General features: G+C 63.0%; 24 protein-coding genes. 14 read left to right on the top strand and 10 right to left on the bottom strand.

All coding sequences use genetic code 11. From position 1 onward, the window contains the following. Nucleotides 1–31 precede the first annotated feature (31 nt). The gene (gene secB, locus ACK5IR_RS14510) at nucleotides 32–538 is read left to right on the top strand and encodes a protein-export chaperone SecB (protein ID WP_416929882.1); all 507 of its coding nucleotides are present in this window, start codon (nucleotides 32–34) and stop codon (nucleotides 536–538) included. 13 nt (nucleotides 539–551) lie between these two features. On the opposite strand, the gene dnaQ is transcribed toward secB, so the two are convergent. Genes dnaQ through ACK5IR_RS14490 form a run of 4 tightly spaced genes read right to left on the bottom strand, consistent with a single transcriptional unit; the run spans nucleotide 552 to nucleotide 3259 of the window. Further along, nucleotides 552–1244, bottom strand: a complete 693-nt coding sequence (dnaQ, locus tag ACK5IR_RS14505; protein ID WP_416929881.1) for a DNA polymerase III subunit epsilon — start codon at nucleotides 1242–1244, stop codon at nucleotides 552–554. Continuing rightward, the gene (gene coaE / locus ACK5IR_RS14500) at nucleotides 1237–1830 is read right to left on the bottom strand and encodes a dephospho-CoA kinase (RefSeq protein WP_416929880.1); all 594 of its coding nucleotides are present in this window, start codon (nucleotides 1828–1830) and stop codon (nucleotides 1237–1239) included. Before coaE ends, dnaQ begins: the two co-directional genes overlap by 8 nt. After that, the gene (locus tag ACK5IR_RS14495; protein WP_416929879.1) at nucleotides 1827–2663 is read right to left on the bottom strand and encodes a shikimate dehydrogenase; all 837 of its coding nucleotides are present in this window, start codon (nucleotides 2661–2663) and stop codon (nucleotides 1827–1829) included. The genes coaE and ACK5IR_RS14495 overlap by 4 nt, the downstream gene beginning before the upstream one ends. Continuing rightward, nucleotides 2660–3259 carry a Maf family protein gene (locus tag ACK5IR_RS14490; RefSeq protein WP_416929878.1) on the bottom strand — a complete coding sequence of 200 codons (600 nt, stop codon included), beginning with the start codon at nucleotides 3257–3259 and terminating at the stop codon, nucleotides 2660–2662. Before ACK5IR_RS14490 ends, ACK5IR_RS14495 begins: the two co-directional genes overlap by 4 nt. A 397-nt stretch (nucleotides 3260–3656) precedes the next feature. Here ACK5IR_RS14490 and hemJ point away from each other — a divergent pair, with 397 nt between their 5' ends. The 7 genes from hemJ (at nucleotide 3657) to ACK5IR_RS14455 (ending at nucleotide 11046) form a co-directional block, all read left to right on the top strand. After that, nucleotides 3657–4109 (top strand): protoporphyrinogen oxidase HemJ, encoded by a 453-nt coding sequence (hemJ, locus tag ACK5IR_RS14485; RefSeq protein ID WP_416929877.1) that lies wholly within the window; start codon nucleotides 3657–3659, stop codon nucleotides 4107–4109. 128 nt (nucleotides 4110–4237) lie between these two features. Then, the gene (rho, locus tag ACK5IR_RS14480) at nucleotides 4238–5509 is read left to right on the top strand and encodes a transcription termination factor Rho (protein WP_416929876.1); all 1272 of its coding nucleotides are present in this window, start codon (nucleotides 4238–4240) and stop codon (nucleotides 5507–5509) included. 24 nt (nucleotides 5510–5533) lie between these two features. Further along, the gene (gene mnmE / locus ACK5IR_RS14475) at nucleotides 5534–6814 is read left to right on the top strand and encodes a tRNA uridine-5-carboxymethylaminomethyl(34) synthesis GTPase MnmE (RefSeq protein WP_416929875.1); all 1281 of its coding nucleotides are present in this window, start codon (nucleotides 5534–5536) and stop codon (nucleotides 6812–6814) included. A gap of 2 nt (nucleotides 6815–6816) precedes the next feature. Beyond that, nucleotides 6817–8688, top strand: coding sequence for a tRNA uridine-5-carboxymethylaminomethyl(34) synthesis enzyme MnmG (gene mnmG, locus ACK5IR_RS14470; RefSeq protein WP_416929874.1), 1872 nt, complete (start codon nucleotides 6817–6819; stop codon nucleotides 8686–8688). After that, nucleotides 8681–9313 carry a 16S rRNA (guanine(527)-N(7))-methyltransferase RsmG gene (gene rsmG / locus ACK5IR_RS14465; protein ID WP_416929873.1) on the top strand — a complete coding sequence of 211 codons (633 nt, stop codon included), beginning with the start codon at nucleotides 8681–8683 and terminating at the stop codon, nucleotides 9311–9313. Before mnmG ends, rsmG begins: the two co-directional genes overlap by 8 nt. Then, a complete protein-coding gene (locus ACK5IR_RS14460; RefSeq protein WP_416929872.1) occupies nucleotides 9306–10115 on the top strand; it encodes a ParA family protein in 810 nt (269 codons plus the stop codon). The genes rsmG and ACK5IR_RS14460 overlap by 8 nt, the downstream gene beginning before the upstream one ends. 10 nt (nucleotides 10116–10125) lie before the next feature. Further along, nucleotides 10126–11046: a ParB/RepB/Spo0J family partition protein gene (locus tag ACK5IR_RS14455; protein ID WP_416929871.1), complete on the top strand. Its 921-nt coding sequence runs from the start codon at nucleotides 10126–10128 to the stop codon at nucleotides 11044–11046. On the opposite strand, the gene ACK5IR_RS14450 is transcribed toward ACK5IR_RS14455, so the two are convergent. The 4 genes from ACK5IR_RS14450 to rph are packed head-to-tail and all read right to left on the bottom strand — an operon-like array spanning nucleotide 11021 to nucleotide 13855. Beyond that, the gene (locus ACK5IR_RS14450; protein WP_416929870.1) at nucleotides 11021–11374 is read right to left on the bottom strand and encodes a YbaN family protein; all 354 of its coding nucleotides are present in this window, start codon (nucleotides 11372–11374) and stop codon (nucleotides 11021–11023) included. The two genes, ACK5IR_RS14455 and ACK5IR_RS14450, sit on opposite strands and share 26 nt — an antisense overlap. A 3-nt stretch (nucleotides 11375–11377) precedes the next feature. Beyond that, nucleotides 11378–12568 carry a radical SAM family heme chaperone HemW gene (hemW, locus tag ACK5IR_RS14445; protein WP_416929869.1) on the bottom strand — a complete coding sequence of 397 codons (1191 nt, stop codon included), beginning with the start codon at nucleotides 12566–12568 and terminating at the stop codon, nucleotides 11378–11380. Further along, nucleotides 12528–13139, bottom strand: coding sequence for an RdgB/HAM1 family non-canonical purine NTP pyrophosphatase (gene rdgB / locus ACK5IR_RS14440; protein WP_416929868.1), 612 nt, complete (start codon nucleotides 13137–13139; stop codon nucleotides 12528–12530). The genes hemW and rdgB overlap by 41 nt, the downstream gene beginning before the upstream one ends. Nucleotides 13140–13141: 2 nt before the next feature. After that, nucleotides 13142–13855, bottom strand: coding sequence for a ribonuclease PH (rph, locus tag ACK5IR_RS14435; RefSeq protein WP_416929867.1), 714 nt, complete (start codon nucleotides 13853–13855; stop codon nucleotides 13142–13144). Between the two features lie 115 nt (nucleotides 13856–13970). On the opposite strand from rph, the gene hrcA reads away from it, so the two are divergent. Together hrcA and ACK5IR_RS14425 are read left to right on the top strand one after the other, a co-directional pair. After that, the gene (gene hrcA, locus ACK5IR_RS14430; RefSeq protein ID WP_416929866.1) at nucleotides 13971–15050 is read left to right on the top strand and encodes a heat-inducible transcriptional repressor HrcA; all 1080 of its coding nucleotides are present in this window, start codon (nucleotides 13971–13973) and stop codon (nucleotides 15048–15050) included. A gap of 7 nt (nucleotides 15051–15057) precedes the next feature. Continuing rightward, nucleotides 15058–15642 carry a nucleotide exchange factor GrpE gene (locus ACK5IR_RS14425; RefSeq protein WP_416929893.1) on the top strand — a complete coding sequence of 195 codons (585 nt, stop codon included), beginning with the start codon at nucleotides 15058–15060 and terminating at the stop codon, nucleotides 15640–15642. 4 nt (nucleotides 15643–15646) lie between these two features. Here the strand turns inward: ACK5IR_RS14425 and mutS are convergent, their stop codons facing one another. Further along, nucleotides 15647–18265, bottom strand: a complete 2619-nt coding sequence (gene mutS, locus ACK5IR_RS14420) for a DNA mismatch repair protein MutS (protein WP_416929892.1) — start codon at nucleotides 18263–18265, stop codon at nucleotides 15647–15649. Nucleotides 18266–18396: 131 nt separating this feature from the next. Further along, nucleotides 18397–18750: a hypothetical protein gene (locus tag ACK5IR_RS14415; RefSeq protein WP_416929865.1), complete on the bottom strand. Its 354-nt coding sequence runs from the start codon at nucleotides 18748–18750 to the stop codon at nucleotides 18397–18399. 288 nt (nucleotides 18751–19038) lie between these two features. On the opposite strand from ACK5IR_RS14415, the gene ACK5IR_RS14410 reads away from it, so the two are divergent. From ACK5IR_RS14410 to ACK5IR_RS14395, 4 genes are read left to right on the top strand one after another with little or no spacing between them, the layout of a single operon-like run. Next, the gene (locus ACK5IR_RS14410; RefSeq protein WP_416929864.1) at nucleotides 19039–21294 is read left to right on the top strand and encodes an NADP-dependent malic enzyme; all 2256 of its coding nucleotides are present in this window, start codon (nucleotides 19039–19041) and stop codon (nucleotides 21292–21294) included. A 4-nt stretch (nucleotides 21295–21298) separates the two neighbouring features. Beyond that, nucleotides 21299–22186 (top strand): ribokinase, encoded by an 888-nt coding sequence (locus tag ACK5IR_RS14405; protein WP_416929863.1) that lies wholly within the window; start codon nucleotides 21299–21301, stop codon nucleotides 22184–22186. A gap of 54 nt (nucleotides 22187–22240) precedes the next feature. Beyond that, complete coding sequence (locus ACK5IR_RS14400) at nucleotides 22241–23167, top strand: D-amino acid aminotransferase (RefSeq protein WP_416929862.1); 927 nt, start codon at nucleotides 22241–22243, stop codon at nucleotides 23165–23167. After that, nucleotides 23158–23856 (top strand): HAD family hydrolase, encoded by a 699-nt coding sequence (locus ACK5IR_RS14395; protein WP_416929861.1) that lies wholly within the window; start codon nucleotides 23158–23160, stop codon nucleotides 23854–23856. Before ACK5IR_RS14400 ends, ACK5IR_RS14395 begins: the two co-directional genes overlap by 10 nt. The last annotated feature ends 13 nt before the right edge of the window (nucleotides 23857–23869 follow it).

Here is a 23869-nt window from a genome sequence, read left to right as displayed (position 1 = left end):
GCAGGCAGATTTCATTTTTCTGGAGACATACATGTCCGACACCCCCAACGAGAACGGCAACGGCGCGCAACCGCAACAGCCGGTCATGCGCATCCTCGGCCAGTTCATCCGCGATCTTTCGTTCGAGAATATCGTCGCCCAGAAGGGCCTGACCGGGGAGCTGAAACCCGACGTGCAGGTTCAGGTGAACCTCGATGCGCGCAAGCGCAACGTCGAGAACCAGTACGAGGTCATCACCCGCTTCAAGGTCGAATCCAAGAACAAGGAAGCCGAGGCGACGCTGTTCCTGCTGGAACTGGAATACGGCGGCATCTTCTACATCGAGAACGTGCCCGACGAGCAGATCCACCCCTTCCTGCTGATCGAATGCCCGAGGATGCTGTTCCCCTATGTCCGCCGCATCGTCTCGGACGTGACCCGCGACGGCGGCTTTCCGCCGCTCAACCTCGACAACGTCGATTTCGTCGCGCTTTACCGGCAGGAACTCATCCGCCGCGCCCAGGCCGAACAGGCCCAGAAACCGCAGGCCGACGCCTGAGCCGGCATCCGTCTCAGGACCGGTACTGTTTCCAGAGCGCGCCCTCGCCGAGGCTTTCGACCAGCTTCGCATGGGCGGCGCGCTCTTCGTCCGTCAGGCGCGGCGGCAACGGCGCAGGCCGCGGTTTCGCCCGCCAGGCCGCGTTGCCGGTCTGCGCATCCGGGCGCGTATCGGTTGCCAGCGCAAAGTCTGGTTGCCTGCCGCCAATAAGTTCCAGATAGACGTCGGCCAGAATTTCGGAATCGAGCAGCGCGCCATGCAGGGTGCGTGTCGAATTGTCGATACCGAAACGGCGGCAAAGCGCGTCGAGCGAGGCAGGCGAGCCGGGAAACTTCTTGCGCGCCATCGCCAGGGTGTCGATCGACCGGGACATCGGCAGCTTTCGCAGGCCGGCCCACTCAAGCTCGGCATTGAGGAATTTCATGTCGAAGGGCGCATTGTGGATAACCAGAACCGCCTCGCCGACGAAATCGACGAACTCCTGCGCGATCGCTTCGAATAGCGGCTTGTCGGACAGAAACTCCGACGAAAGTCCGTGCACCTCGAAAGCTTCGGCCGGCATGTCGCGGCGCGGATTGATATATTTGTGAAAGGTGCGGCCGGTCGGCATGTGGTTCAACAACTCCACGCCGCCGATCTCGACGATCCGGTGCCCCTCGTGCGGATCGAGCCCGGTGGTTTCGGTATCCATCACGATCTCACGCATCGGTTCGCCCCAGGTTTTCCAGTATCTTCCCGACCTCGGCGCGTGCGCCGTCCAGTGTCGAGGTATCGACGACGACATCCGCCCGCAGGCGTTTTTCGCTGTCGGGCATCTGCTTGGCGAGCATACGGCGGAACTGCTCCGCATCCATCCCCGGCCGTTCCATCACCCTCCGGCGCTGTTCTTCGGCAGATGCGGAGACCACAATTGTCAGATCGACATCGGCGTCCAGGCCGTTTTCGAACAGTAGCGGGATATCGAGCAGCACGACCGGTGCGATGGTGCCTGCGACAAAATCTGCCCGGTCCGCCGCCACGAGCGGGTGCACCACTGCCTCGATCTGTCCGAGCGCCGAAGGATCCCTGCCGATCCAGCGTTTCAGCGCATCCCGGCTGACCGACCCGTCAACGATCGCCTCCGGACAAAGCGCATGCAGGGGCGCCACCGCCGCGCCACCCGGAGCGTAGAGTCGGTGAACCGCAGCATCGGCATCCCAAACCGGAACGCCGGCATCGGCGAACATCGCCGCCGTGGTCGATTTCCCCATTCCGATCGAACCGGTCAACCCGATGACGAATGGCCGGCTCATTGCCCGAGCACCGCCCGGCGCAGGGCATCGTCCACCTCGGGGCGCACGCCGAACCAGCGTTCGAAACCGGGCGCGCCCTGATGCAACAGCATGCCCAGCCCATCGACGATACGGCCGCCCCGGGCCGCGGCGGCGTTGAGGAATTCGGTCTCGAGCGGGGTATAGACCACATCGGTCACCACCGCTCCCGGGCTCAGCCGGTCTAGAACCGACGGCCGGAAATCGGTCTTTCCGGCCATCCCGAGCGAGGTGGTATTCACCACCGTCGTCGCTTCGGGAAGCATGTCCGACGCCCGCGCCCAGTCGAAAACGATAATCCGCGGTCCAAATTCGTGACGCAGCGCTTCGGCGCGCTGCCGGGTCCTGTTGGCGATCCGGACCTCGGGTGCGCCCGCCTCCAGAAGCGCGGTAACCACCGCCCGTGCCGCGCCGCCCGCGCCAAAGACAGCTGCCGCGCCGTCCTTCGCGTCCCACCCCGGTGCATTCTGGGACAGGTTGGCCAAAAACCCGTAGCCATCGGTATTGTCGGCGTGGATTCGACCGTCGGGATGAAAGATCAGCGTATTCGCGGCCCCCGCCAGGGCCGCCCGGTCGGTTATGTGGTTGGCAAGCTCCAGAACCGCTTCCTTGTGCGGGATGGTCACATTGATGCCGACGAACCCCATCTTCGGAAGCACATGCAGCACTTCGGCCAGATTCTCCGGCTCTATATGAAGCGGCGTGTAGTATCCCGCGATCCCGTGCTTGCGCAGCCAGTATCCGTGCAGCCTGGGCGACAACGAGTGCGAAATCGGCGCCCCGATCACGCCGGCGAGCGGTATCCTGTCGGTCACGTCTCGATCACCCCCATCAAGGCAAGCTGGTCCAGCAGCGGCAGCAAGGGAAGCCCCAGAACGGTAAAGAAGTCACCTTCGATGCGGGAAAACAGCCGCGCACCCTCGCCCTCGAGCCGGTAGCAACCAACGCAATGACGGATGCTGTCCCAGTTTCGCTCAACATAGCGGTCGATATAGCCGTTCGACAATGCCCGCATCGTCATGCGGACACGCCCGACATGCCGCCAGACCGGCACGCCGTGATCGAACAGCACAACCGCCGAATGAAGATCGTGGCGGCGCGCCGAAAGACGGCGCAACTGAGCGGCCGCATCCGACTGGTCTGTCGGCTTTGAAAGAACTTCACCGTCGAGTTCGAGCACCTGATCGCACCCCAGCACCCGTGCCTGAGGGTTTTTCCCCGCCACCCTGGCGGCCTTGGCTTCGGCCAGCCGGTCGGCGATGTCTCTGGGCCGGGTGCCGTCGGCGTCCAGCGCCGCGCGCAACATCTCTTCGTCGATCCGCGGCATCTGGACCGAGAACGGGACAACGGCGTTCCGCAGGAGCGCGGCCCGTGTCTGCGAACCCGAGGCCAGTATCAGCGGCTGTGCCATGTGCAAATCCTTGTGGACAGGTCCGGGGCAGCAGGCACCTTGGCCTGTGACCGGTTAGGGAGCGTTTTGCCAGCAGCGGTGATCGGGATCAATCGCAGGCGTCGCGCCCCACCCATATCCACCTCGGGAAGAAACGTTTTTGCAACCCACAGTGTATCACACCGACGCGGAACAGCAGATATATCCACCGGGAAATTCACAGACGATCAAGCCGTAATATACTGAAAATAATAAGATAACAGGATCTCAGGAATGTGTACGGGAGCTTTGTCCCAGCCGGCTTCCGGTGGATAATGGAGTGGAAAAATCGCGTATCCACATGCCCACAATGCCTACATCAACCACTTCTCTTTCTATTCTTCTTTTTTTATTTAACCGGTAAGAAAGAGGATGTTCGATGATCGAAGACTGGCTTGCCAATGTGTATCTCTGGGACAAGTCCCTTCACGTGATATCGGTGATTTCGTGGATGGCGGGATTGTTCTATCTTCCGCGTCTCTACGTGCATCACACCGAACAGACCACACCGGGCACCGAGATGGATCGGGTGTTTCAGATGATGGAACGCAAGCTTTTGAAAATGATCATGAATCCTGCAATGATCGGGACATGGTTATTTGGTCTGATGCTGACGCTGACACCCGGTATCGTCGACTGGTCGGCTGCGTGGCCCTATACCAAGGGTGCGGCGGTGCTGGCGATGACATGGTTTCACATGTGGCTCGCCCGGCACCGGCACGATTTTGTCGAGGGCGATTTCCGTTTGCCGGGACGAACCTACCGGATGATGAACGAGTTGCCGACGATACTGATGATCGTCATCGTGCTTTCGGTCATCCTGCGCTTCTGAGGAATTCGCGCCGGGGAATTGACTCGGCGGTCGCGACGCCTTAGATGGCGCTTCAATGGCTGTTCTGCCAGGTGTCTCCATTCTTTCATGACGAAATCGCCGCATGTCGGCCGAGGAATAGCATATCCATGCCCGAACTTTCCCTTTCCCTATCCGATCTGAAGGCGAAGAGCCCCAAGGACCTGCTCTCGATGGCCGAGGAACTGGAGATCGACAACGCCTCGACCATGCGGAAGGGCGACATGATGTTCTCCATCCTCAAGGAACGCGCCGAGGAGGGATGGGAGATTTCCGGCGATGGCGTGCTTGAGGTCATGCAGGACGGATTCGGCTTCCTGCGATCACCAGAGGCGAACTATCTGCCGGGTCCCGACGATATCTACGTTTCGCCCGACATGATCCGCCAATACGCCCTGCGCACCGGCGATACGGTCGCCGGGACGATCCAGGCACCACGAGAGAGCGAGCGCTACTTTGCCCTGACCACGGTTGCCGAGATCAATTTCGAGGATCCCGAGAAGGCGCGGCACAAGGTCAATTTCGACAATCTGACCCCGCTCTATCCCGACCAGCGGCTCAAGATGGAAACCGACGATCCGACCAGCAAGGACCGTTCGGCGCGCATCATCGATCTGGTTGCGCCGATCGGAAAGGGCCAGCGCTGTCTGATCGTCGCGCCGCCACGTACCGGCAAGACCGTTCTGCTGCAGAACATCGCCCATTCGATCGAACGCAATCATCCGGAATGCTATCTGATCGTCCTGCTGATCGACGAGCGACCCGAGGAAGTGACCGATATGCAGCGGAGCGTGAATGGCGAGGTCATTTCGTCGACCTTCGATGAACCGGCATCGCGGCACGTCGCTGTCAGTGAAATGGTGATCGAAAAGGCAAAGCGCCTTGTCGAGCATAAGCGAGATGTTGTTATTCTACTGGATTCGATCACCAGACTTGGTAGAGCGTTCAATACCGTTGTGCCGTCTTCTGGAAAGGTTCTGACCGGTGGTGTCGATGCGAATGCGCTTCAGCGACCCAAACGGTTCTTTGGCGCTGCACGAAATATCGAGGAAGGCGGTTCTCTGACGATCATCGCCACCGCACTGATCGACACCGGAAGCCGGATGGACGAAGTGATCTTCGAGGAGTTCAAGGGTACCGGCAACTCAGAAATCGTGCTCGACCGCAAGGTTGCCGACAAGCGCGTCTTCCCGGCGATGGATATCCTGAAATCGGGTACGCGGAAAGAGGATCTGCTTGTCGACCGGGCGAACCTGCAGAAGACATTCGTCTTGCGGCGGATCCTGAACCCGATGGGAACGACGGATGCGATCGAGTTCCTGATCTCGAAACTCAAGCAGACCAAGACTAACGACGAGTTCTTCGATTCGATGAATACCTGAGGTATTGCAGCCGGGGGACGCACGATGGACACAATCTATGCCCTGGCGACAGCGCCGGGTCGTTCCGGCGTGGCGGTGATTCGGGTCTCGGGGCCGTCGTCATGGGAGGCGTGTCGCAGGCTGGCGGGGGATGTTCCGGGGTTCCGGCGCGCCAGTCTTCGGGTTCTCCGCGATAAGGGTGAGGTAATCGACGAAGCGCTGGTACTGGTTTTCGATGCTGGCCGGAGCTTTACCGGCGAACCGTCGGTTGAATTCCAGATTCATGGAAGCGCGGCGGTGGTTGCACGCCTGATGCGGGCGCTTGCGGAGATCGAGGGGTTGCGGGCTGCGGAAGCGGGTGAGTTCACGCGACGCGCGCTTGAGAACGATCGGCTGGATCTGGCGCAGGTTGAAGGGCTTGCCGATCTGATTGATGCCGAAACCGAATTGCAGCGCCGTCAGGCGATCCGTGCATTTGGCGGTGAGATGTCGACAAGGGTCGAACGCTGGCGCGGGAAACTGATCCGGGCAGCTGCGTTAGTTGAGGCGGGGATCGACTTCGCCGATGAGGAGATACCGGAAGACCTGTTGCCGGAGGTAGCCGGAATACTTGAGCGGCTGGTTTCGGAGTTCGAGGCAGAAATTTCCGGTGTTCGATGGGCAGAACGGCTTCGTCAGGGCTTTGAAGTTGCTATCGTGGGGTCGCCCAACGTGGGAAAATCTACCCTGCTGAACCGGCTGGCGGGTCGGGAAGCGGCCATCACGTCGGAAATTGCTGGTACGACCCGCGATGTGATAGAAGTTCGCATGGATGTGAACGGAATTCCCGTGACCTTTCTCGATACCGCCGGCTTGCATGACACCGACGACCGGATCGAGGCGATAGGGGTTGAGCGCGCCCGGGCGCGCGCGAACAACGCGGACTTGCGGGTTTTCCTGGACTATCAGGAATTTGGCGTTCCTTTCCAGGCTGGCGATATACTGGTTCGGCCGAAGGCCGATGTCGTATCCAGTGGGGACGGTTTACCTGTATCTGGTTTGACCGGACTAGGAATTGATGTGCTTATGGCGCTGATTTCCGACATCTTGTCGAGTAGGGCGGGAGCGATGCAAACGGCGAACAGGCAGCGGCATGCTCAGGCGCTGAATTTCGCGGTTGGAAGATTGAGGGCTGCACTGGCAGAGTTATCTATCCCCGACATGATGCCCGAGGTCGTCGCGGAAGAGATTCGCTCGGCTGGAAGCGCGGTCGGAATGCTGGTTGGTCGTATCGGGATCGAAAGTCTGCTTGAGGAGATATTCGGCAGCTTCTGCATCGGAAAATAGGATTGTTTCACGTGAAACACGACTTTGATGTAATTGTAGTTGGGGGTGGACACGCGGGTTGCGATGCGGTGTCAGCGGCGGCGCGGGCAGGTGCGCGGGTGGCGCTGGTGACGATGAAATCTCAGGATATTGGAACGATGTCGTGCAACCCGGCGATTGGCGGGTTGGGAAAAGGCCACCTCGTTCGCGAGATTGATGCACTGGACGGGTTGATGGGCCGTGTCGCGGATCGAGCGGGGATTCAGTTTCGTCTGCTGAATCGCAGGAAAGGACCAGCCGTGCAGGGGCCGCGCGCCCAGGCTGACAGAAAACTGTACAAAACGGCCATGACCCGGGAGATCGATGAGATACCTGGCGTTACGCTGATCGTCGGTGAAGTGGCACAATTGATGTTCGAAAAGGACATCCTTCAGGGAGTTATCCTGGTGGATTCCACAGTGCTTAGGGCCACGGCGGTGGTTTTGACTACCGGGACCTTTCTCAACGGACGCATACATATCGGCAAGAGCAACTATGACGGCGGTCGCATGGATGATCGTGCTTCCCGGCGGCTTGGCGAGCAGATCCGCAATCTTTGTGATACATTTGGCAGGCTGAAAACCGGGACCCCACCGAGACTGGATGGCAGAACGATTGATTGGGCGAAGCTTGAACGCCAGCCCGGTGACGAGGTGCCGGAAATGTTCTCCTTCTTGTCCAGGGAACCGGCGGTTCGACAGATTTCGTGTGGAATCACCCACACCAACCAGAAGACACACGATATCATCCGCAAGAATCTCGACCGTTCGGCAATATACGGTGGGCATATCGAAGGTGTCGGGCCCCGATACTGTCCGTCCATCGAGGACAAGATTGTGCGGTTTTCAGGGAAAACCTCGCATCAGATATTTCTTGAGCCGGAGGGGCTGGATGATCACACCGTCTATCCCAATGGTATTTCAACCTCACTGCCCTGGGAGGTTCAGGAAGAGTATGTTCGTTCGATCAGCGGGCTCAAGAATGCACGGATTCTTCAACCCGGCTATGCTATTGAGTACGACTATGTCGATCCGCGCGCCCTGGACGGATCGCTGGCACTCCGCGCAATTGCGGGGCTATATCTGGCCGGCCAGATCAACGGGACAACGGGGTATGAGGAAGCGGCTGCGCAGGGGCTTGTTGCCGGTCTGAATGCAGCGCGTTTTGCGCGGGGAAAGCCGCCGGTTCTGTTTTCACGGTCGCGAAGCTACATCGGTGTGATGATCGACGATCTGATTACGCAGGGTGTGGCCGAACCCTATCGGATGTTTACCTCACGCGCGGAATACAGGTTGTCTTTGCGCGCGGACAACGCGGATCAGCGACTTACGCCGCTGGCGATTGAATTGGGAATTGCCTCCGAAACCCGCACACGTGCTTTTGAATATCGTATGACGATGATTGAGGAGGCAAAGGAGCTGCTTGGATCACATGTGCTGACTTCTCGCCAACTCGCGGCGGCGGGCGTCCGCGTGAACAGCGACGGACCCAAGCGGAATGTGCTCGAAGCGATTGCGCTTCCGGGAGCGGAACAAGAGCGTCTTGTGGCAGTTATTCCCGAGCTAGGAACGGTCGATTCGTCGGTTCTGGAACAGATTGCGCGGGATGCCCTTTATCAAAACTACATTCTGCGGCAGGATAAGGACATCGAGGCTCTTGCAAGAGACGAGGCGTGGGAAATCCCGCCGGATTTCGATTACGCCGTACTGGACGGCCTGTCGAACGAATTGCGAGTGAAGCTGGATCGCGTGCGCCCGCGCACGCTGGCACAGGCCGGGCGGATCGACGGAATGACCCCCGCGGCGCTGATGTTGATTCTCGTCCGGCTGCGCAAAGCGGAATTGCGGCGTGCGTGACCCGTCGATAGAGATTGCCCGCGTTGTCGGGCGCGATGTTTCACGTGAAACAATGGAACGCCTGAACATTCACCTCGCGCTGCTCAAGCAGTGGAATCCGACGATCAACCTCGTTGCGCCGTCGACGATTGCCGAAGGATGGGCACGGCATATCATTGATTCCGCACAGATTATCGATATGACCGATGTCGATGACGGGGGCTGGCTCGATATCGGCTCCGGTGGAGGATTTCCGGGCCTAGTATGCGCGATTCTTGCATTCGATTACAAACCCGCTCTACGGTTTACCCTGGTAGAGAGCGACAAGCGCAAGGCGGCTTTTCTCGCCACGGTGGTGCGTAACACGGATATTCCGGTCAACATAGAATCAAAGCGAATCGAGACCCTGCCGCCCCAGGCTGCGCAAGTGATCTCGGCTAGGGCACTTGCACCGCTCGATCTGCTGCTGAAATACGCAGAGCCGCATCTTGTCTCGAATGGGATCTGTATCTTTCCAAAGGGAAGCCGATATTCCGAAGAAGTCGACCGCGCGCGGCAGGGATGGCGCTTCAAGCTCGATACAAAGCCGAGTATAACGGACCCGAAGGCGGCCATACTTTTGCTTGGAGATATCGAGCGTGCATGAATCCCGCGTGACCCATGGGCCAAAGATCATTGCCGTCGCCAATCAGAAGGGTGGGGTCGGCAAGACGACAACGGCGATCAATCTTGCTGCGGCATTGGTCGAAGGTGGCCGAAAGGTGCTTGTGGTGGATTTGGATCCCCAGGGGAACGCCTCCACCGGTCTTGGCATTCAGCCGTCCGAACGGGAGAAAACCACCTACGACTTGCTGCTTGAGAAAACACCACTACAAGATGTCGTGGTTTCGACGCAGATTGAACGCCTCGATATCGCCCCTGCAACAACCGATCTGAGCTCGGCCGACATCGACATGGCGTCGAATGACCGCCGCAGTCTCCTGCTCCGGGATGCCCTTCGCCATGCCGATGTTTCGGCGCTTGGTTACGATCAGATTCTCATCGATTGTCCGCCGTCGCTGAACCTGCTCACCGTCAATGCGATGGTTGCCGCCCATTCGGTGCTTGTCCCGCTTCAGAGCGAGTTCTTTGCCCTCGAAGGGCTTTCGCAGCTCATGCTGACGGTTCGCGAGGTTCGCCAGACGGCGAATCCGGGCCTCCGCATCGAAGGCGTGGTGCTGACGATGTTCGATGTCCGGACAAATCTCGCCCAGCAGGTCGAAGCCGACGCGCGGGGCGCCCTTGGCGATCTGGTGTTCCAGACCCGGGTGCCGAGAAATGTCCGCATCAGCGAGGCGCCGAGCTTCGCGCAATCGGTACTCGATTACGACACGACCTCAAAGGGCAGCGAGGCCTATCGCGCGCTTGCAAGGGAAATGCTCGATCGCGGTGTGGCAGAAACGGTATAGGGAGGCGATTATGGACGGCAGAAACAGGAAAGCCCGCGGATTGGGCCGGGGGCTGACCGCCCTCATGGCGGATGTATCGCTCGATACGGCCATTCCTGGCATTCCCGACAACATGCAGTCCGGCGAACGCAAGCTTCCCATCGAATCGCTCGAAGCCAACCCCGATCAGCCGCGCAAGGATTTCTCGCGCGAGGCGTTGCAGGAGCTTTCGGAATCGATCCGGGCGAAGGGCATTCTTCAACCGCTGATCGTCCGTCCCAGCCCGCGCCGGCCGGATCGTTACGAGATTGTCGCCGGTGAGCGGCGCTGGCGGGCGGCGCAGATTGCGCAGCTGCATGAAGTTCCGGTAATCGAGCGCCAACTCAACGATACCGAAGTGCTCGAAATCGCCATCATCGAGAATATTCAGCGGGCCGATCTGAACGCAGTTGAAGAGGCGCTTGGCTACCGGCAACTCATCGACCGGTTTGGCCACACGCAGGAACAGCTTGCGCAGGCGCTGGGGAAAAGCCGCAGTCACATCGCCAACCTGATGCGTCTTCTGCAGCTTCCGGACGATATCCAGCAGTTCCTGCGTGAGGGCAAGCTGTCGGCCGGGCACGCCCGGGCGCTGATCACCGCAGAGAATCCATCGGATCTCGCGCGCCGGGTGATCACCGGCAGCCTTTCGGTGCGCGAGACAGAGAAACTGGCGAAACGGATCCTGCGCCCCGATGGGGCATCGACCCGCCCGTCGCGAAAGGTGCCGGAGAAAGATGCCGATACCCGCGCGCTCGAACAGGATCTTTCCGCCAACCTGAGGATGAAAGTCTCCATAGAACATCTCGATGCCGACGGGTCCGGGCGCCTGGTTATTACCTACCGTACGCTCGATCAGCTCGATGCCCTGTGTCAGGTCCTATCGGTCACGCCGCTGGACGGGTCCATATGAATATCAGCACAAGCCCCAGAACCAGCGCCTGAACGGCAAGCAGCAGCGGCGGGAGTTGCAGCACGATTGACAAGCCGAAAACCGCCGCGATCGAGATGCTGGCCATCCGCTTGCCACGTCGGGATATCGCGCCGCTGTCGCGCCAGTCGCGAATCGATGGCCCGAAAACCGGGTGTCTCAGCAGCCAGTTGTGCAATCGCGGTGACGAGCGCGAGAAACACCAGGCAGCAAGCAGCAGGAATGGAACGGTTGGCACCAGCGGCAGAAAAACGCCGACAACCCCAAGGCCAAGCGCGATCATTCCGGCCGAGATCCAGAGCAAAGACAAGGATCAACCCGGCAGAAGTTCGACCAGAAGGGCGTTGAGCAAGGCACGACCGCGATCTGTTGTCAACACACGTCCCCCGGCAATGTGCAAGAAGCCGCCCTTCTCGAGTTCGGAAATCCGTACCGCGAGGCGCTTGTCCGCGCCCATGTTTTCCAGCCGTAGCAGGGAAATTCCGTCACGCACCCTCAGCCCCATCATCAGGTATTCTCCTACCTGATCGAAACTATCAAGTATTTCGCGGTGTTCAACCTCACCCTGACCGGATTCGACCCGCAACAACCAGTCGGCGGGTGAAGCGGGCGCAACCGTCGCGAATCTGTGGCCTGAGAGGGTCAGGCGCCCGTGTGCACCGGGCCCGATACCTATGTAATCACCTGCGGACCAATACAACATATTGTGGCGGCTCTCATATCCTGGCCTGGCGAAGTTCGATATCTCGTATTGCAGCAATCCCCGTGCCGCAGCCCGGTCTACTGTCAGTTCGTACAGGTCCGCCGACAGGTCCTCGTCCGGCAGCCCGCGTAACCCGCCCGCCGCAAACCGGGCTCCAAAGGCGGTACCCGGTTCGATGGTAAGCTGGTAGAGCGAAAGATGATCCGCCGCCAGCTCCAGCGCTGCATCCAGTTCCGCCCGCCAGTCGGCGAGCGACTGGTCCTGTCTGGCATAGATCAGATCGAACGAGACGCGATCGAACGTCGTGCGGGCGATTTCGAATGCCCGCCGCGCCTCTTCTGCGCTGTGAAGCCGCCCCAGCCGGCGCAGGTCGCCGTCGTTCAGTGACTGGATGCCGAGCGAAACGCGGTTGACGCCCGCCTGCCGGTAGGCGGCGAACCTTGCCACATCGACCGATCCGGGGTTGGCTTCGAGCGTCACCTCCCAGTCGTTGGCGACATTCCATGTGGCGCGAACGGTATCGAGTATTTTCTGCACCGTCTCGGGCGCCATGAGGCTCGGGGTGCCGCCGCCGAAGAACACGGTATCGAGCCGCCGCCCGGCGGTTTCGACCCCGGCGCGCGCGATTTCGCGTGCATAGGCGTCCGCCCACCGCGTCTGGTCGATTGCGGCGCTGACATGGGAATTGAAATCGCAATAGGGGCATTTCGACTGGCAGAACGGCCAGTGGAGATAGAGCCCGAAGCCCGGTCGTTCGGATTCAGCGCTCAAAGCAGCCCGCGACAAGCCTGGCGAAGGCATCGGCGCGGTGGCTCATCGCGTGTTTTCGCGCCGGATCCATTTCGCCAAAGGTTTCGCTTTCGCCGACGGGCTGGAACATCGGGTCGAATCCGAAGCCCTGCTCGCCGCGTATCGGCCAGACCAGCCTGCCCTCGACGCGACCCTCGAACAGTTCGTCATGGCCGTCCGGCCAGGCCAGGCACAGAACGCAGTGAAAGCGCGCCATGCGCGGCTCGGGCGCGTTGATCTCCTCGCAGCGCTGCCAGACCTTGCCCATCGCCATGCGAAAGTCGCGTCCCGTGGGCGTTTCGGCCCAGTCGGCGGTATAGACGCCCGGCGCGCCATCCAGCGCTTCGACGCTCAATCCGCTGTCGTCCGACAGCGCGGGCAGGCCGCTTGCCGTTGCGGCGGCGTGGGCCTTGATGCGCGCATTGCCGGCGAAGGTGTTTTCCGTCTCTGCCGGTTCGTCGAGCCCCAGCGCGCCGGCCGGCACCACCCTGACCCCGAAGGGGGCGAGCAAGGCGCCGATCTCCGCGATCTTGCCCTTGTTATGCGAGGCGATGACCAGTTCGTCGCCGTCGAACCCGCGCATCCTCAGTCCTCCACCGCGGCCTTCTGCGCCGCAACCAGCTCGCCGATGCCGGCTTCGGCCAGATTCATCAGCGTTGTCAGTTCGTCGCGCCCGAAGGTCGCGCCCTCGGCCGATGCCTGAACCTCGATCAGGCGGCCGCGGCCGGTCATGACGAAATTGGCGTCGGTGCCCGCCTCGCTGTCCTCGGCGTAATCGAGATCGACAACCGGCTGGCCGGCGTAGATCCCGCAGCTTATGGCTGCCACATGATCGGTGATCGGATCGGCGATCACGTCGCCGGCCCTGATCAGCCTGTTGACCGCGATGCGCAATGCCACCCAGCCGCCGGTGATCGAGGCGCAGCGGGTGCCGCCGTCGGCCTGAATCACATCGCAATCGACGGTGATCTGCCGCTCGCCCAGGGCGACGCGATCAACGCCCGCACGCAGGGCGCGGCCGATCAGGCGCTGGATCTCCTGCGTCCGGCCCGACTGGCCCTTCTTGGCCTCGCGCTGCATGCGGGTATGGGTGGCGCGCGGCAGCATGCCGTATTCGGCTGTCACCCATCCGAGGCCGGAATTCTTCAGAAACGGCGGCACCCGGGGTTCGAGGCTTGCCGTGCACAGCACCTGCGTATTGCCGCACCGGATCAGGCAGGAGCCCTCGGCATGGCGCGAGACGCCGGTTTCGATCGAGATGGGGCGCATTTCACTGGTTTTCCGGCCGGAGGGGCGCATGTAGGGTCTCCATTTCTGTTGGCACGGTCTATGGCGTGCGGGTGCGTGGATGCAACCCCGATTGACCCCGGCGCCGATCGTCCCTTTATTCATCTGTGACCCGTGTCTTTCCGCGATGGCAAGGATGACCGTGAAAGAAGGCGCAAGACTGCTGAACGAAATGAACGATCGCAGCCGCGAGGTGTTCCGCAGGGTTGTCGAGGCCTACCTTGCCACCGGCGACCCGGTGGGCTCGCGAACCCTGACCCGCGCGATGTCGGAAAAGATCTCGGCGGCGACGATCCGCAACGTGATGCAGGACCTCGAATATCTCGGTCTGCTCGATTCGCCGCATGTCTCGGCCGGCCGGATACCGACGCAGCAGGGGCTGCGGATGTTCGTCGATGCGCTGCTCGAGGTGCGCGATCTGAACGATACCGACCGCCAGCAGATAGATGCGACCTTTGGCAGCAACGAAAGCGATATCGGGCATCTGATGGGCCGTGTCGGCGCGGCGCTTTCGGGTGCGACACAGGTGGCGAGCCTGGTGCTGGCGCCCAAGCACGAAGCGGCGCTGCGCCACGTGGAATTCGTTCAGCTTGGTCCCGACAGGGCGCTGGTGGTGCTGGTCTTTGCCGATGGCCATGTCGAGAACCGCATCTTCCATCCGCCGCCGGGGCAGACGCCGTCGTCGATGCGCGAAGCGGCGAATTTCGTCACCGCACTGGCCGAGGGCCGGACGGTGAGCGAATTGCGCCGGGCAATGGCGCGCGAGATCACCACACGGCGGCGCGAGATCGACGATCTGGCGCGCCAGCTTGTCGAAAGCGGCATGGCCGTCTGGGCCGATGCGGGTGAACCGACCGAGCGGCTGATCGTTCGCGGGCGGTCGAATCTGCTGGAACAGGGAGCGGGTAGCGAGGACCTGGAGCGGATCCGCGAACTCTTCGACGATCTCGAACGCAAGCGCGACATCGCCGAATTTCTGGAACTGACCGACGAGGGTGAAGGCGTGCGGATTTTTATCGGCTCGGAGAACAAGCTTTTCTCACTTTCGGGTTCCTCTCTGGTGGTTTCTCCCTATATGAACGCTGATCGGAAGATCGTGGGCGCGGTCGGCGTGATCGGGCCTACGAGGCTGAATTACGGACGCATCGTGCCCATCGTGGATTACACCGCGCAACTTCTGGGCAGGATGATCTCGGACCGGAGTTGAAGGTGTGATGATGGACGCGAAGAAAGACGGACAGCGAGAGGACGCGGAGTTGGATACCCTGCTGGGCGAAGAGCAGAAAGACGTGCTCGCCGAAGCGCTGGCCGAGGGCGACCCTGTCGTCGACGAGGTGATCGAGGCGCTGAAGGCCGAGCGCGACGATTACCGCGACCGTTTCATGCGGGCGCTGGCCGACGCCGAAAACGCCCGCAAGCGCAGCGAACGCGACCGGCGCGAGGCCGAGCAATACGGCGGCTCGAAACTGGCGCGCGACATGCTGCCGGTGTTCGACAACCTCAATCGCGCCCTGGAGGCGGCGAGCGAGGAACAGCGCGCCCGCTCGCCGGCGCTGATCGAGGGGATCGAACTGACGCTTCGCGAATTGCTCAACGTCTTCACCAGACACGGCATCACCCTGATCCGGCCCGAGATCGGCGACCGGTTCGATCCCCAGTATCATCAGGCGATGTTCGAGGCGCCGCTGCCCGGCACGAGGGCGGGCGATATCATTCAGGTGATGACCGACGGTTTCCTGCTGCACGACAGGCTGCTGCGCCCGGCGCAGGTCGGCGTTTCGTCGACTCCGGCGGCGTGAAGCGTCAGTTCCCGCCTCCGGCCAGCGTTTTCAACTCATAGATCAGTTCCAGCGCCTGACGGGGGGTAAGCTCGTCGGGCAGCACATCGTCCATCCTTTCCTGCAACGGCGAGGGTCTGGCGGCTGCGCGGGGCGGCGACACGGGCACGGCGGAAAAAAGCGGCAGATCGTCGATCAGTGCCATCTGCCGCTGTCCGCCCTCGCGTTCGCCCTTTTCAAGCGCTTCGAGAACGACACGCGCCCGTTCGACCACCGACGCGGGAAGTCCGGCAAGCCGGGCGACCTGAACGCCATAGGAACGGTCGGCCGCACCCGGCCGCACCTCGTGCAGGAAAATGACCTCGCCTTGCCATTCCTTGACGGCGACGGTTGCGTTCCCAACCCCGTCGAGCTTGGCCGCAAGCGCGGTAAGCTCGTGATAATGCGTGGCGAAAAGCGCCCGGCAGCGATTTGCATCGTGCAGATGTTCCAGTGTCGCCCAGGCGATCGACAGCCCGTCATAGGTGGCCGTGCCGCGCCCGATCTCGTCCAGGATCACCAGTGCCCGCGCGTCCGCCTGATTGAGGATGGTTGCCGTCTCCACCATCTCGACCATGAAGGTGGATCGCCCCCGCGCCAGATCGTCCGACGCCCCGACACGCGAAAAAAGCGACGAGACAAGTCCGATGGCGGCCTGGCGCGCAGGCACGAAGCTGCCCGATTGCGCCAGCAGGGCGATCAGCGCGTTCTGCCGCAGATAGGTCGATTTGCCGGCCATGTTGGGGCCGGTCAGCAGCGTGATCCGGGCGGTATCGTCGTCGGCGGAAAGCGTGCAATCGTTGGCGACAAAGGACTGCCCGTCGCGCAGCAGGGCCCGTTCGACAACCGGATGGCGGCCGCCCGAGATGGCGAAGTCGCGGCTGTCGTTCACCAGCGGGCGGCACCAGCCCTGCGCGCGGGCCAGATCGGCCAGCGCGCAGGCAACATCGAGCGCGGCCAGCGCCCGGGCGGCATCGCCGATACGCACGGCTTGCTCCAGCACCCCGGCGCGCAGCGCTTCGAACAGGCGCTTCTCGATCTCCTGGGCACGGGTGCCAGCGTTGAGGATCCTGGTTTCCAGTTCGGAAAGGTCGACGGTGGTGAAACGCACCGCGTTGGCGGTGGTCTGGCGATGGATGAAGGTCTCGCTCAGCGGAGCCGACTGCATCCGCTGCGCATGTGTCGCCGTGGTTTCGATGAAATAGCCCAGCACGTTGTTGTGCCTGACCTTGAGCGAGGCGATTCCGGTCAGCTCCACATAACGCGACTGGAGCGAGGCGATCACGCCGCGCCCTTCGTCGCGCAGGGTGCGCGCCTCGTCCAGCTCGCCGTCGTAGCCGCCGGCGATGAAGCCGCCGTCGCGGATCAGCAGCGGCGGTTCGGCGACAAGCGCCGCATCGAGCGTGTCGATCAGGGCGTCGTGGCCAGCGAGCGCGCCGATGAAACGGGCCAGCGGTTCGATGTCGCCAAGTACCGATGCGATCTCGCCCGCCTGGGTCAGCCCGGTGCGGATCGCGGCCAGATCGCGCGGCCCGCCGCGCTCCAGCGACAGGCGCGACAGGGCGCGGTCCATGTCGGGGGTCTTGCGCAGATGGCCGCGCAATGTCTCGCACAACCCTGTCCGCTCGACAAACAGCTCCACCGTATCGAGCCGCCGGTGAATTGCGGTCAGATTGCAGGAGGGGCTGGAAATCCGCCGCGCCAGCAACCGTCCGCCCGCGGCGGTCACTGTCCGGTCGATGGCGCCCAGCAGCGAGCCCTCGCGCCCGCCCGAAAGGCTGACGGTCAGTTCCAGATTGCGCCGCGTTGCCGCGTCGATCTGCATCATGTGCCCGGCGCTGTCGCGCACCGGCGGGCGCAGCAGCGGCAGCCTGCCCTTCTGTGTCAGTTCCAGATAGGCGACGATGGCGCCGAGCGCGCCAAGCTCCGCCCGGCCGAAGGCGCCGAAACCCGAAAGTTCGCGCACGCCGAACAGGGCGCAGAGCCGGGCCTCGGCCCCGGCGCTGTCGAGGCTGGCCCGCGCGACCGTGGTGGCGGCCGCCCCGGTTCCGGTCACGATTTCCCCGATTTCGCGGTCCTCGCCCTCGGTCAGCAGCACCTCGGCCGGCGAAAGCCGGGCCAGTTCCGGCCCCAGCCGGACCGCCGGGCAGGGGCCGGCGCGCAACTCGCCGGTCGAGATATCGACCGTCGCCAGCGCACCGTCGCCGCGCACCCGGACAAAGGCACAGAGAAAATTGTGCCGCCGCGCCTCGAGCAGCGAATCCTCGGTCAGCGTGCCGGGCGTGACCAGCCGGACGACATCGCGCCGGACGACGGATTTCGCGCCGCGTTTCCGCGCCTCGGCCGGATCCTCCATCTGCTCGCAGACGGCGACGCGGAACCCCTTGCGGATCAGTGTCAGAAGGTAACCCTCAGCGGCATGGACGGGAACGCCGCACATCGGGATATCCGCACCCTCGTGCTTGCCGCGTTTGGTCAGCGCGATATCGAGCGCTTCGGCGGCGGCGATCGCGTCGTCGAAGAACATCTCGTAGAAGTCGCCCATCCGGTAGAACAGAAGCGCACCGGGATGCGCCGACTTGATCTCCAGATACTGCGCCATCATCGGCGTGACGGTCACGGCCAACCCCCTTGCGAACCACCCGTTCAGGCGTTCCTACGCGACCGCGCCAGCGCTTTGAAGCGGGTTCTTGGCGCAACCGGCCCACGGCGGTCGCGCGGGCGGGCGCCTGCCGGTCAGTCGCAGGCGCACATGGCCGAGGTTTCGCAGGGTGGTGCTACTGCTGCCACGCAGACGCCCCCCGGCGCACCCTCGCTCACACACCAGGCGCCGCAATCGAACAGGTCCGGGTGGCCGGTGTCATCCGCGTGGCTGTGCAGTTCGTCGGGGCCGGGATTGGATTCGACCAGCGTATGGTCGTCGATGCAGGCTTCGCCGAACATTCGTCCGTTGGGCGCTCCGGCCGCGTCGGTACCGATATGGCATCCGGGTATGCCAGGCGCGATCCCATCGCTGTCGACCCACCAGGACAGGGTACCATCCATGTGATCGGCGGGCCTGAAGACGAAGGTTCCCAGCGCGCCGTGCATACTGCGTGCGCCCGCCGACGGATGGCCGTGGCCGTCGACTGCAGAAGCTGGTTGCGTGACCGAGACGATAGCAGCCAGAGCCACTGAGATCAGAGACAGAGTTGACCGCATGATACATATCTCCGATGCAGGATTTCCGGCAGTTCTAGTGCTCAACCCATGCGCGAACCATGCGGCATGGTGTTCGCCGTTAACCGCATGCCGGCCGACCCGCGTCAATCAGCGGTTTCCCTTTTCCTCGAAACGCAGGATATTCGGGCACGACAACAACCTGGGGGAGCGGCGCATATGGCCCGGAACAAGATCACATCCGACGAGGCACTAACGTATCATCAGGACCCGCAGCCGGGTAAATTTGAGGTCGTGGCGACCAAGCCCATGACCACCCAGCGCGACCTGAGCCTTGCCTATTCTCCGGGTGTGGCGGTGCCGGTCGAGGCGATCGCCGAAAATCCCGAGGCCGCCTATGACTATACGACCAAGGGCAATACCGTGGCGGTGATCTCGAACGGTACGGCCATTCTGGGGCTCGGCAACCTCGGGGCGCTGGCGGCCAAGCCGGTAATGGAGGGCAAGGCGGTTCTGTTCAAGCGCTTTGCCGACGTGAATTCGATCGACATCGAGGTCGATACCGAGGATCCGGAGGAATTCATCAACGCGGTGCGGCTGCTCGGCCCGGCGTTTGGCGGCATCAACCTCGAGGATATCAAGGCGCCCGAGTGTTTCATCATCGAACAGCGCCTGAAAGAGGTCATGGACATTCCGGTGTTCCACGACGATCAGCACGGAACGGCGGTGATCTGTGCTGCGGGTCTTATCAACGCGCTGGAACTGACCGGCAAGAAGCTGGAAGATTGCAAGATCGTTCTCAACGGCGCGGGGGCCGCGGGCATCGCCTGTATCGAACTGATCGAGGCGATGGGCGCGCGGCACGACAATTGTATCGTCTGCGATACCAAGGGCGTGATCTACCAGGGCCGGACCGAGGGCATGAACCAGTGGAAATCGGCCCATGCGGCGAGAACCGAAGACCGGACGCTGGAAGACGCAATGCGCGGTGCGGACGTGTTTCTGGGCGTGTCGGCCAAGGGTGCGGTCACGCCCGAGATGGTCGCCTCGATGGCCGACAATCCCGTCATCTTCGCCATGGCCAACCCGGACCCCGAGATAACGCCGGAAGAGGCGCACCAGGTGCGCGGCGACGCCATCGTCGCCACTGGCCGGTCGGATTATCCCAATCAGGTCAACAACGTGCTCGGGTTTCCCTATCTCTTTCGCGGCGCGCTCGATATCCAGGCGCGGGCGATCAACGACGAGATGAAGATCGCCTGCGCCGAAGCGCTGGCGAAGCTGGCGCGCGAGGACGTGCCCGACGAGGTTGCGATGGCCTATGGGCGCAAGCTCAGCTTCGGGCGCGACTATATCATTCCCACCCCCTTCGATCCGCGGCTGATCCACACGATTCCGCCGGCGGTGGCGCGGGCCGGAATGGATACCGGCGTCGCCCGGCGGCCGATTGTCGACATGCTCACCTACGAGCGGGGCCTGCGCGAGCGGCTCGACCCGACCGCCTCAATGCTGTCGTCGATCTCGGCGCGGGCCAAGGCGGCGCAGGCGCGGATGATCTTTGCCGAAGGCGACGATCTGCGGGTGCTGCGCGCGGCGGTCTCCTATCAGCGGCAGGGATTCGGCAAGGCGCTGGTGGTCGGCAACGAGGACGACGTGCGCCGGAAGCTCGAAGAGACCGGCATGGGCGATGCCTATCGCGAACTGACGGTCGTGAACTCGCGTAATACCCGGCACCTCGAAGCCTATACCGCCTATCTCTACAAGCGGTTGCAGCGAAAGGGATTCGACCGGTCCGATATCTACCGGATGGCGGCGGGCGACCGGCACGTCTTTGCGGCGCTGATGCTGGCGCACGGCCACGGCGATGCGCTGATCACCGGCGTCACGCGCAAATCCTCGCATGTGCTGCACCAGATCGACCGCGTCTTCCCCGCCTCGGCGGAGGACGGGGCGGTGGGTGTCACCGCGATCCTGAACAAGGGCCGCGTGGTGCTGATCGCCGACACGCTGGTCCACGAGTGGCCCGAACCCGAGGACCTGGCCGATATCGCCATCGTCGCCGCGCGGGTGGCGCGCGGTCTCGGGATGGAACCGCGTGTCGCCTTCTGCAGCTTCTCGACCTTCGGCTATCCGCGATCCGAGCGGGCGATGAAGATGCACAAGGCCCCCGGCGTGCTGGACAAGCGCGGCGTCGATTTCGAATACGACGGCGAGATGACGGTGGATGTGGCGCTCAACATGAGCCAGATGGCCGAATATCCGTTCTGCCGCCTGACCAAGCCGGCAAACGTTCTGGTCATGCCGGCGCGTCATTCGGCCTCGATCTCGACCAAGCTGTTGCAGGAAATGGCCGGCGCGACGGTGATCGGCCCCATCCTTGCCGGGGTCGGTGCGCAGATCCAGATCTGTCATACCGGCGCGACGGTGAACGAGATCCTCCATATGGCCACCATCGCGGCCTGCAAGATCGGGTGACGCCATGGCGATCTACAACCTCGGGTCGATCAACGCCGACTGGTTCTACAAGGTGCCGCATTTTCCCGCCGATGGCGAAACGCTGGCGGCGGAAAGCTGCACTGGCGGACTTGGCGGCAAGGGTGCGAACCAGTCGGTCGCCGTCGCCCGGGCGGGCGGCAACGTTCATCACATCGGCGCCGTTGGCGGCGAAGGCGGCTGGACGCTCGAACGTCTGAAATCCATGGGTGTCGATGTGAGCCGTGTGGCGATCGAAGGGGCGGGATCGACCGGCCACGCGCTGATCTTCCTGACGCCGGACGGCGAAAACCGCATCGTGATCCATGCCGGCACCAACCGCATGATCGCCGAGGCGGATGTGAGCGCGGCGCTGGAGCGCGCCGGTCCGGGCGATATGCTGATCCTGCAGAACGAAACCAACTGCACCGTCTTTGCCGCAAAGTCGGCGCGCGCCCGGGGGATGCGGGTGGTTTATTCCGCCGCGCCGTTCGATGTCGGTGCGGTGCGCGAGATGCTGCCCCATGTCGATCTTCTGGCGGTGAACGAAATCGAGGCCGCACAGGTCGCCGAGGCCCTAGGCGTTGCGCTTACTGCTCTGCCGGTACGCGAACTGCTGGTCACGCAGGGCGCGCGGGGCGCAACCTGGTTCGACCTGAAAACCGGCGAGACGCTGGCAGTGCCGGCGCCGAAGGTGGCATCGGTCGATACCACCGGGGCGGGCGATACCTTCGCCGGCTATTTCTGCGCAGCGCGCGACCGCGGCCTGCCCGTTGCCGAATGCCTGGAACTGGCGGTGGGCGCATCGGCGCTGAAGGTCACGCGCGCGGGCACCTCCGAGGCGATCCCCACGCTGGCCGAAACCCGTGCCTTTCTGGAAGAGATCGGCGGCTGAGAGCATGCGCGCGCCATCTTTCCTCCGGCCGCACATGTTTCCGCCGGTGTACTCATGAGCCGGGGCGACGACAGGATCACCACCCATCAGGTGGCCGAGGGCGCCCGCAACGAAAGCCTGATGATCTATCTCGACGGGCGGGTCGTGCCCCGGGCCGAGGCGCTGGTTTCGGTCTATGATTCGGGTTTCATGCTGGGCGATGGCGTATGGGAAGGGTTGCGTCTCTACGAGACCGGCTGGGCCTTCCTCGACGAACACCTCGACCGGCTGTTCGAGGCGGCCCGGGTCATCGACCTCGACATCGGGCTCGACCGTGCGGGCGTGATCGCGGCGCTTGAGGCGACACGCAGGGCAAACGCAATGACGGCAGATGCCCATGCCCGGCTGATGGTGACGCGCGGGATCAAATCGCGCCCGTTCCAGCACCCGTCGCTGTCGCGACACGGCCCGACAGTGGCGATCATCATGGAACATTCCACACCGTCGCTGCCGCGACCCGTCCGGCTGGCCACCGTGCCGCATATCCGCGGCCTGCCGATGAGCCAGGATCCCAAGCTCAACTCGCATTCCAAGCTCAACTGCGTCCTCGCCTGCATCGCCGCCGAAAAGGCAGGCGCCGACGAGGCGCTGATGCTCGACGTGCACGGGTTCGTGAACACGACCAACGCCTGCAACTTTTTCATCGTCCGCAAGGGCGAGGTGTGGACCAGCACCGGCGACTACTGCATGAACGGCATCACCCGCGCCAAGGTTATCGCGCTTTGCCGCGAAAACGGCATTCCGGTATTCGCGCGCAACTTCAGCCTCGTCGATACCTACGGTGCGGACGAGGCGTTCCTGACCGGCACCTTCGGCGCCCAGACCCCGGTGGGCGAGATCGACGGGCGGAAAATCGGCTCCGGCGCGCCGGGCCCGGTGACCGCACGGCTGCGTGTGCTCTACAGGGAACTTGCCCTGCGCGCGGCGACCCCATGCGCATAGTCATGTGGTCGGGGCCGCGGAACCTGTCGACCGCGATGATGTATGCCTTTGGCGCGCGTGGCGACTGCGCGGTTTCCGACGAACCCTTCTATGGCGCCTATCTTGCGGCAACCGGTATCGACCATCCGCTCGGTGACGAGATCGTCGCGGCGATGAAGACCGATCCGGCACGGGTTGCCGCCCGCTGTGCCGGCCCGGTTCCGGACGGCAGGCCGCACTGGTACCAGAAACACATGGCCCACCACATGCTGCCCGGCTTCCCGCTCGGCTGGGCAGAGGCGTGCGTCAACGTCCATCTGATCCGCCATCCGGCCCGGGTGATCGCCAGCTACGCCGCCAGGCGCGAACGCCCCACGCTCGACGATATCGGTTTCCGCCAGCAGGCCGCGCTTTTCGACCGGTTGGGCGGTGTGGTGGTCGACAGTGCCGATATCCGCCGCGACCCCGAAACCACGCTGCGCCGTCTGTGCGAGGCCATCGGCCTGCCCTTCACGCCGGCGATGCTGGCCTGGCCCCCGGGTGGCCGTGCCGAAGATGGGGTCTGGGCAAGACACTGGTACGGTGCGGTACACGACTCGACCGGCTTCGCCGGACCGGAGGGCGATCTGCCCGAGGTGGCGGAGGAACTGCAACCGCTGCTGGAGGCGGCGCTTCCTTACCACGCAACACTTGCGGCGCGAAAAATCTGACACCGGAAACGGG

The sequence above is a fragment of the Tropicimonas sp. genome (genome assembly GCF_047971885.1).
GTDB lineage: Bacteria > Pseudomonadota > Alphaproteobacteria > Rhodobacterales > Rhodobacteraceae > Tropicimonas.
The sequence above is the reverse complement of the archived record's forward strand: the minus strand, read 5'-3'. Positions and strand labels throughout refer to the sequence as shown.

What these genes read in the sequence shown, in the direction of transcription:
- mnmE (WP_416929875.1), top strand. Translation starts at nt 5,534, where the DNA reads ATGGACACAATCTATGCCCTGGCGACAGCGCCGGGTCGTTCCGGCGTG.
- coaE (WP_416929880.1), bottom strand. Translation starts at nt 1,830, where the DNA reads ATGAGCCGGCCATTCGTCATCGGGTTGACCGGTTCGATCGGAATGGGG.
- hemW (WP_416929869.1), bottom strand. Translation starts at nt 12,568, where the DNA reads ATGCCTTCGCCAGGCTTGTCGCGGGCTGCTTTGAGCGCTGAATCCGAA.
- ACK5IR_RS14410 (WP_416929864.1), top strand. Translation starts at nt 19,039, where the DNA reads ATGGCCCGGAACAAGATCACATCCGACGAGGCACTAACGTATCATCAG.
- ACK5IR_RS14490 (WP_416929878.1), bottom strand. Translation starts at nt 3,259, where the DNA reads ATGGCACAGCCGCTGATACTGGCCTCGGGTTCGCAGACACGGGCCGCG.
- dnaQ (WP_416929881.1), bottom strand. Translation starts at nt 1,244, where the DNA reads ATGCGTGAGATCGTGATGGATACCGAAACCACCGGGCTCGATCCGCAC.
- hemJ (WP_416929877.1), top strand. Translation starts at nt 3,657, where the DNA reads ATGATCGAAGACTGGCTTGCCAATGTGTATCTCTGGGACAAGTCCCTT.
- ACK5IR_RS14395 (WP_416929861.1), top strand. Translation starts at nt 23,158, where the DNA reads ATGCGCATAGTCATGTGGTCGGGGCCGCGGAACCTGTCGACCGCGATG.
- secB (WP_416929882.1), top strand. Translation starts at nt 32, where the DNA reads ATGTCCGACACCCCCAACGAGAACGGCAACGGCGCGCAACCGCAACAG.
- rdgB (WP_416929868.1), bottom strand. Translation starts at nt 13,139, where the DNA reads ATGCGCGGGTTCGACGGCGACGAACTGGTCATCGCCTCGCATAACAAG.
- hrcA (WP_416929866.1), top strand. Translation starts at nt 13,971, where the DNA reads ATGGCAAGGATGACCGTGAAAGAAGGCGCAAGACTGCTGAACGAAATG.
- rph (WP_416929867.1), bottom strand. Translation starts at nt 13,855, where the DNA reads ATGCGCCCCTCCGGCCGGAAAACCAGTGAAATGCGCCCCATCTCGATC.
- rho (WP_416929876.1), top strand. Translation starts at nt 4,238, where the DNA reads ATGCCCGAACTTTCCCTTTCCCTATCCGATCTGAAGGCGAAGAGCCCC.
- ACK5IR_RS14405 (WP_416929863.1), top strand. Translation starts at nt 21,299, where the DNA reads ATGGCGATCTACAACCTCGGGTCGATCAACGCCGACTGGTTCTACAAG.
- ACK5IR_RS14415 (WP_416929865.1), bottom strand. Translation starts at nt 18,750, where the DNA reads ATGCACGGCGCGCTGGGAACCTTCGTCTTCAGGCCCGCCGATCACATG.
- ACK5IR_RS14400 (WP_416929862.1), top strand. Translation starts at nt 22,241, where the DNA reads ATGAGCCGGGGCGACGACAGGATCACCACCCATCAGGTGGCCGAGGGC.
- ACK5IR_RS14425 (WP_416929893.1), top strand. Translation starts at nt 15,058, where the DNA reads ATGATGGACGCGAAGAAAGACGGACAGCGAGAGGACGCGGAGTTGGAT.
- ACK5IR_RS14455 (WP_416929871.1), top strand. Translation starts at nt 10,126, where the DNA reads ATGGACGGCAGAAACAGGAAAGCCCGCGGATTGGGCCGGGGGCTGACC.
- mutS (WP_416929892.1), bottom strand. Translation starts at nt 18,265, where the DNA reads ATGATGGCGCAGTATCTGGAGATCAAGTCGGCGCATCCCGGTGCGCTT.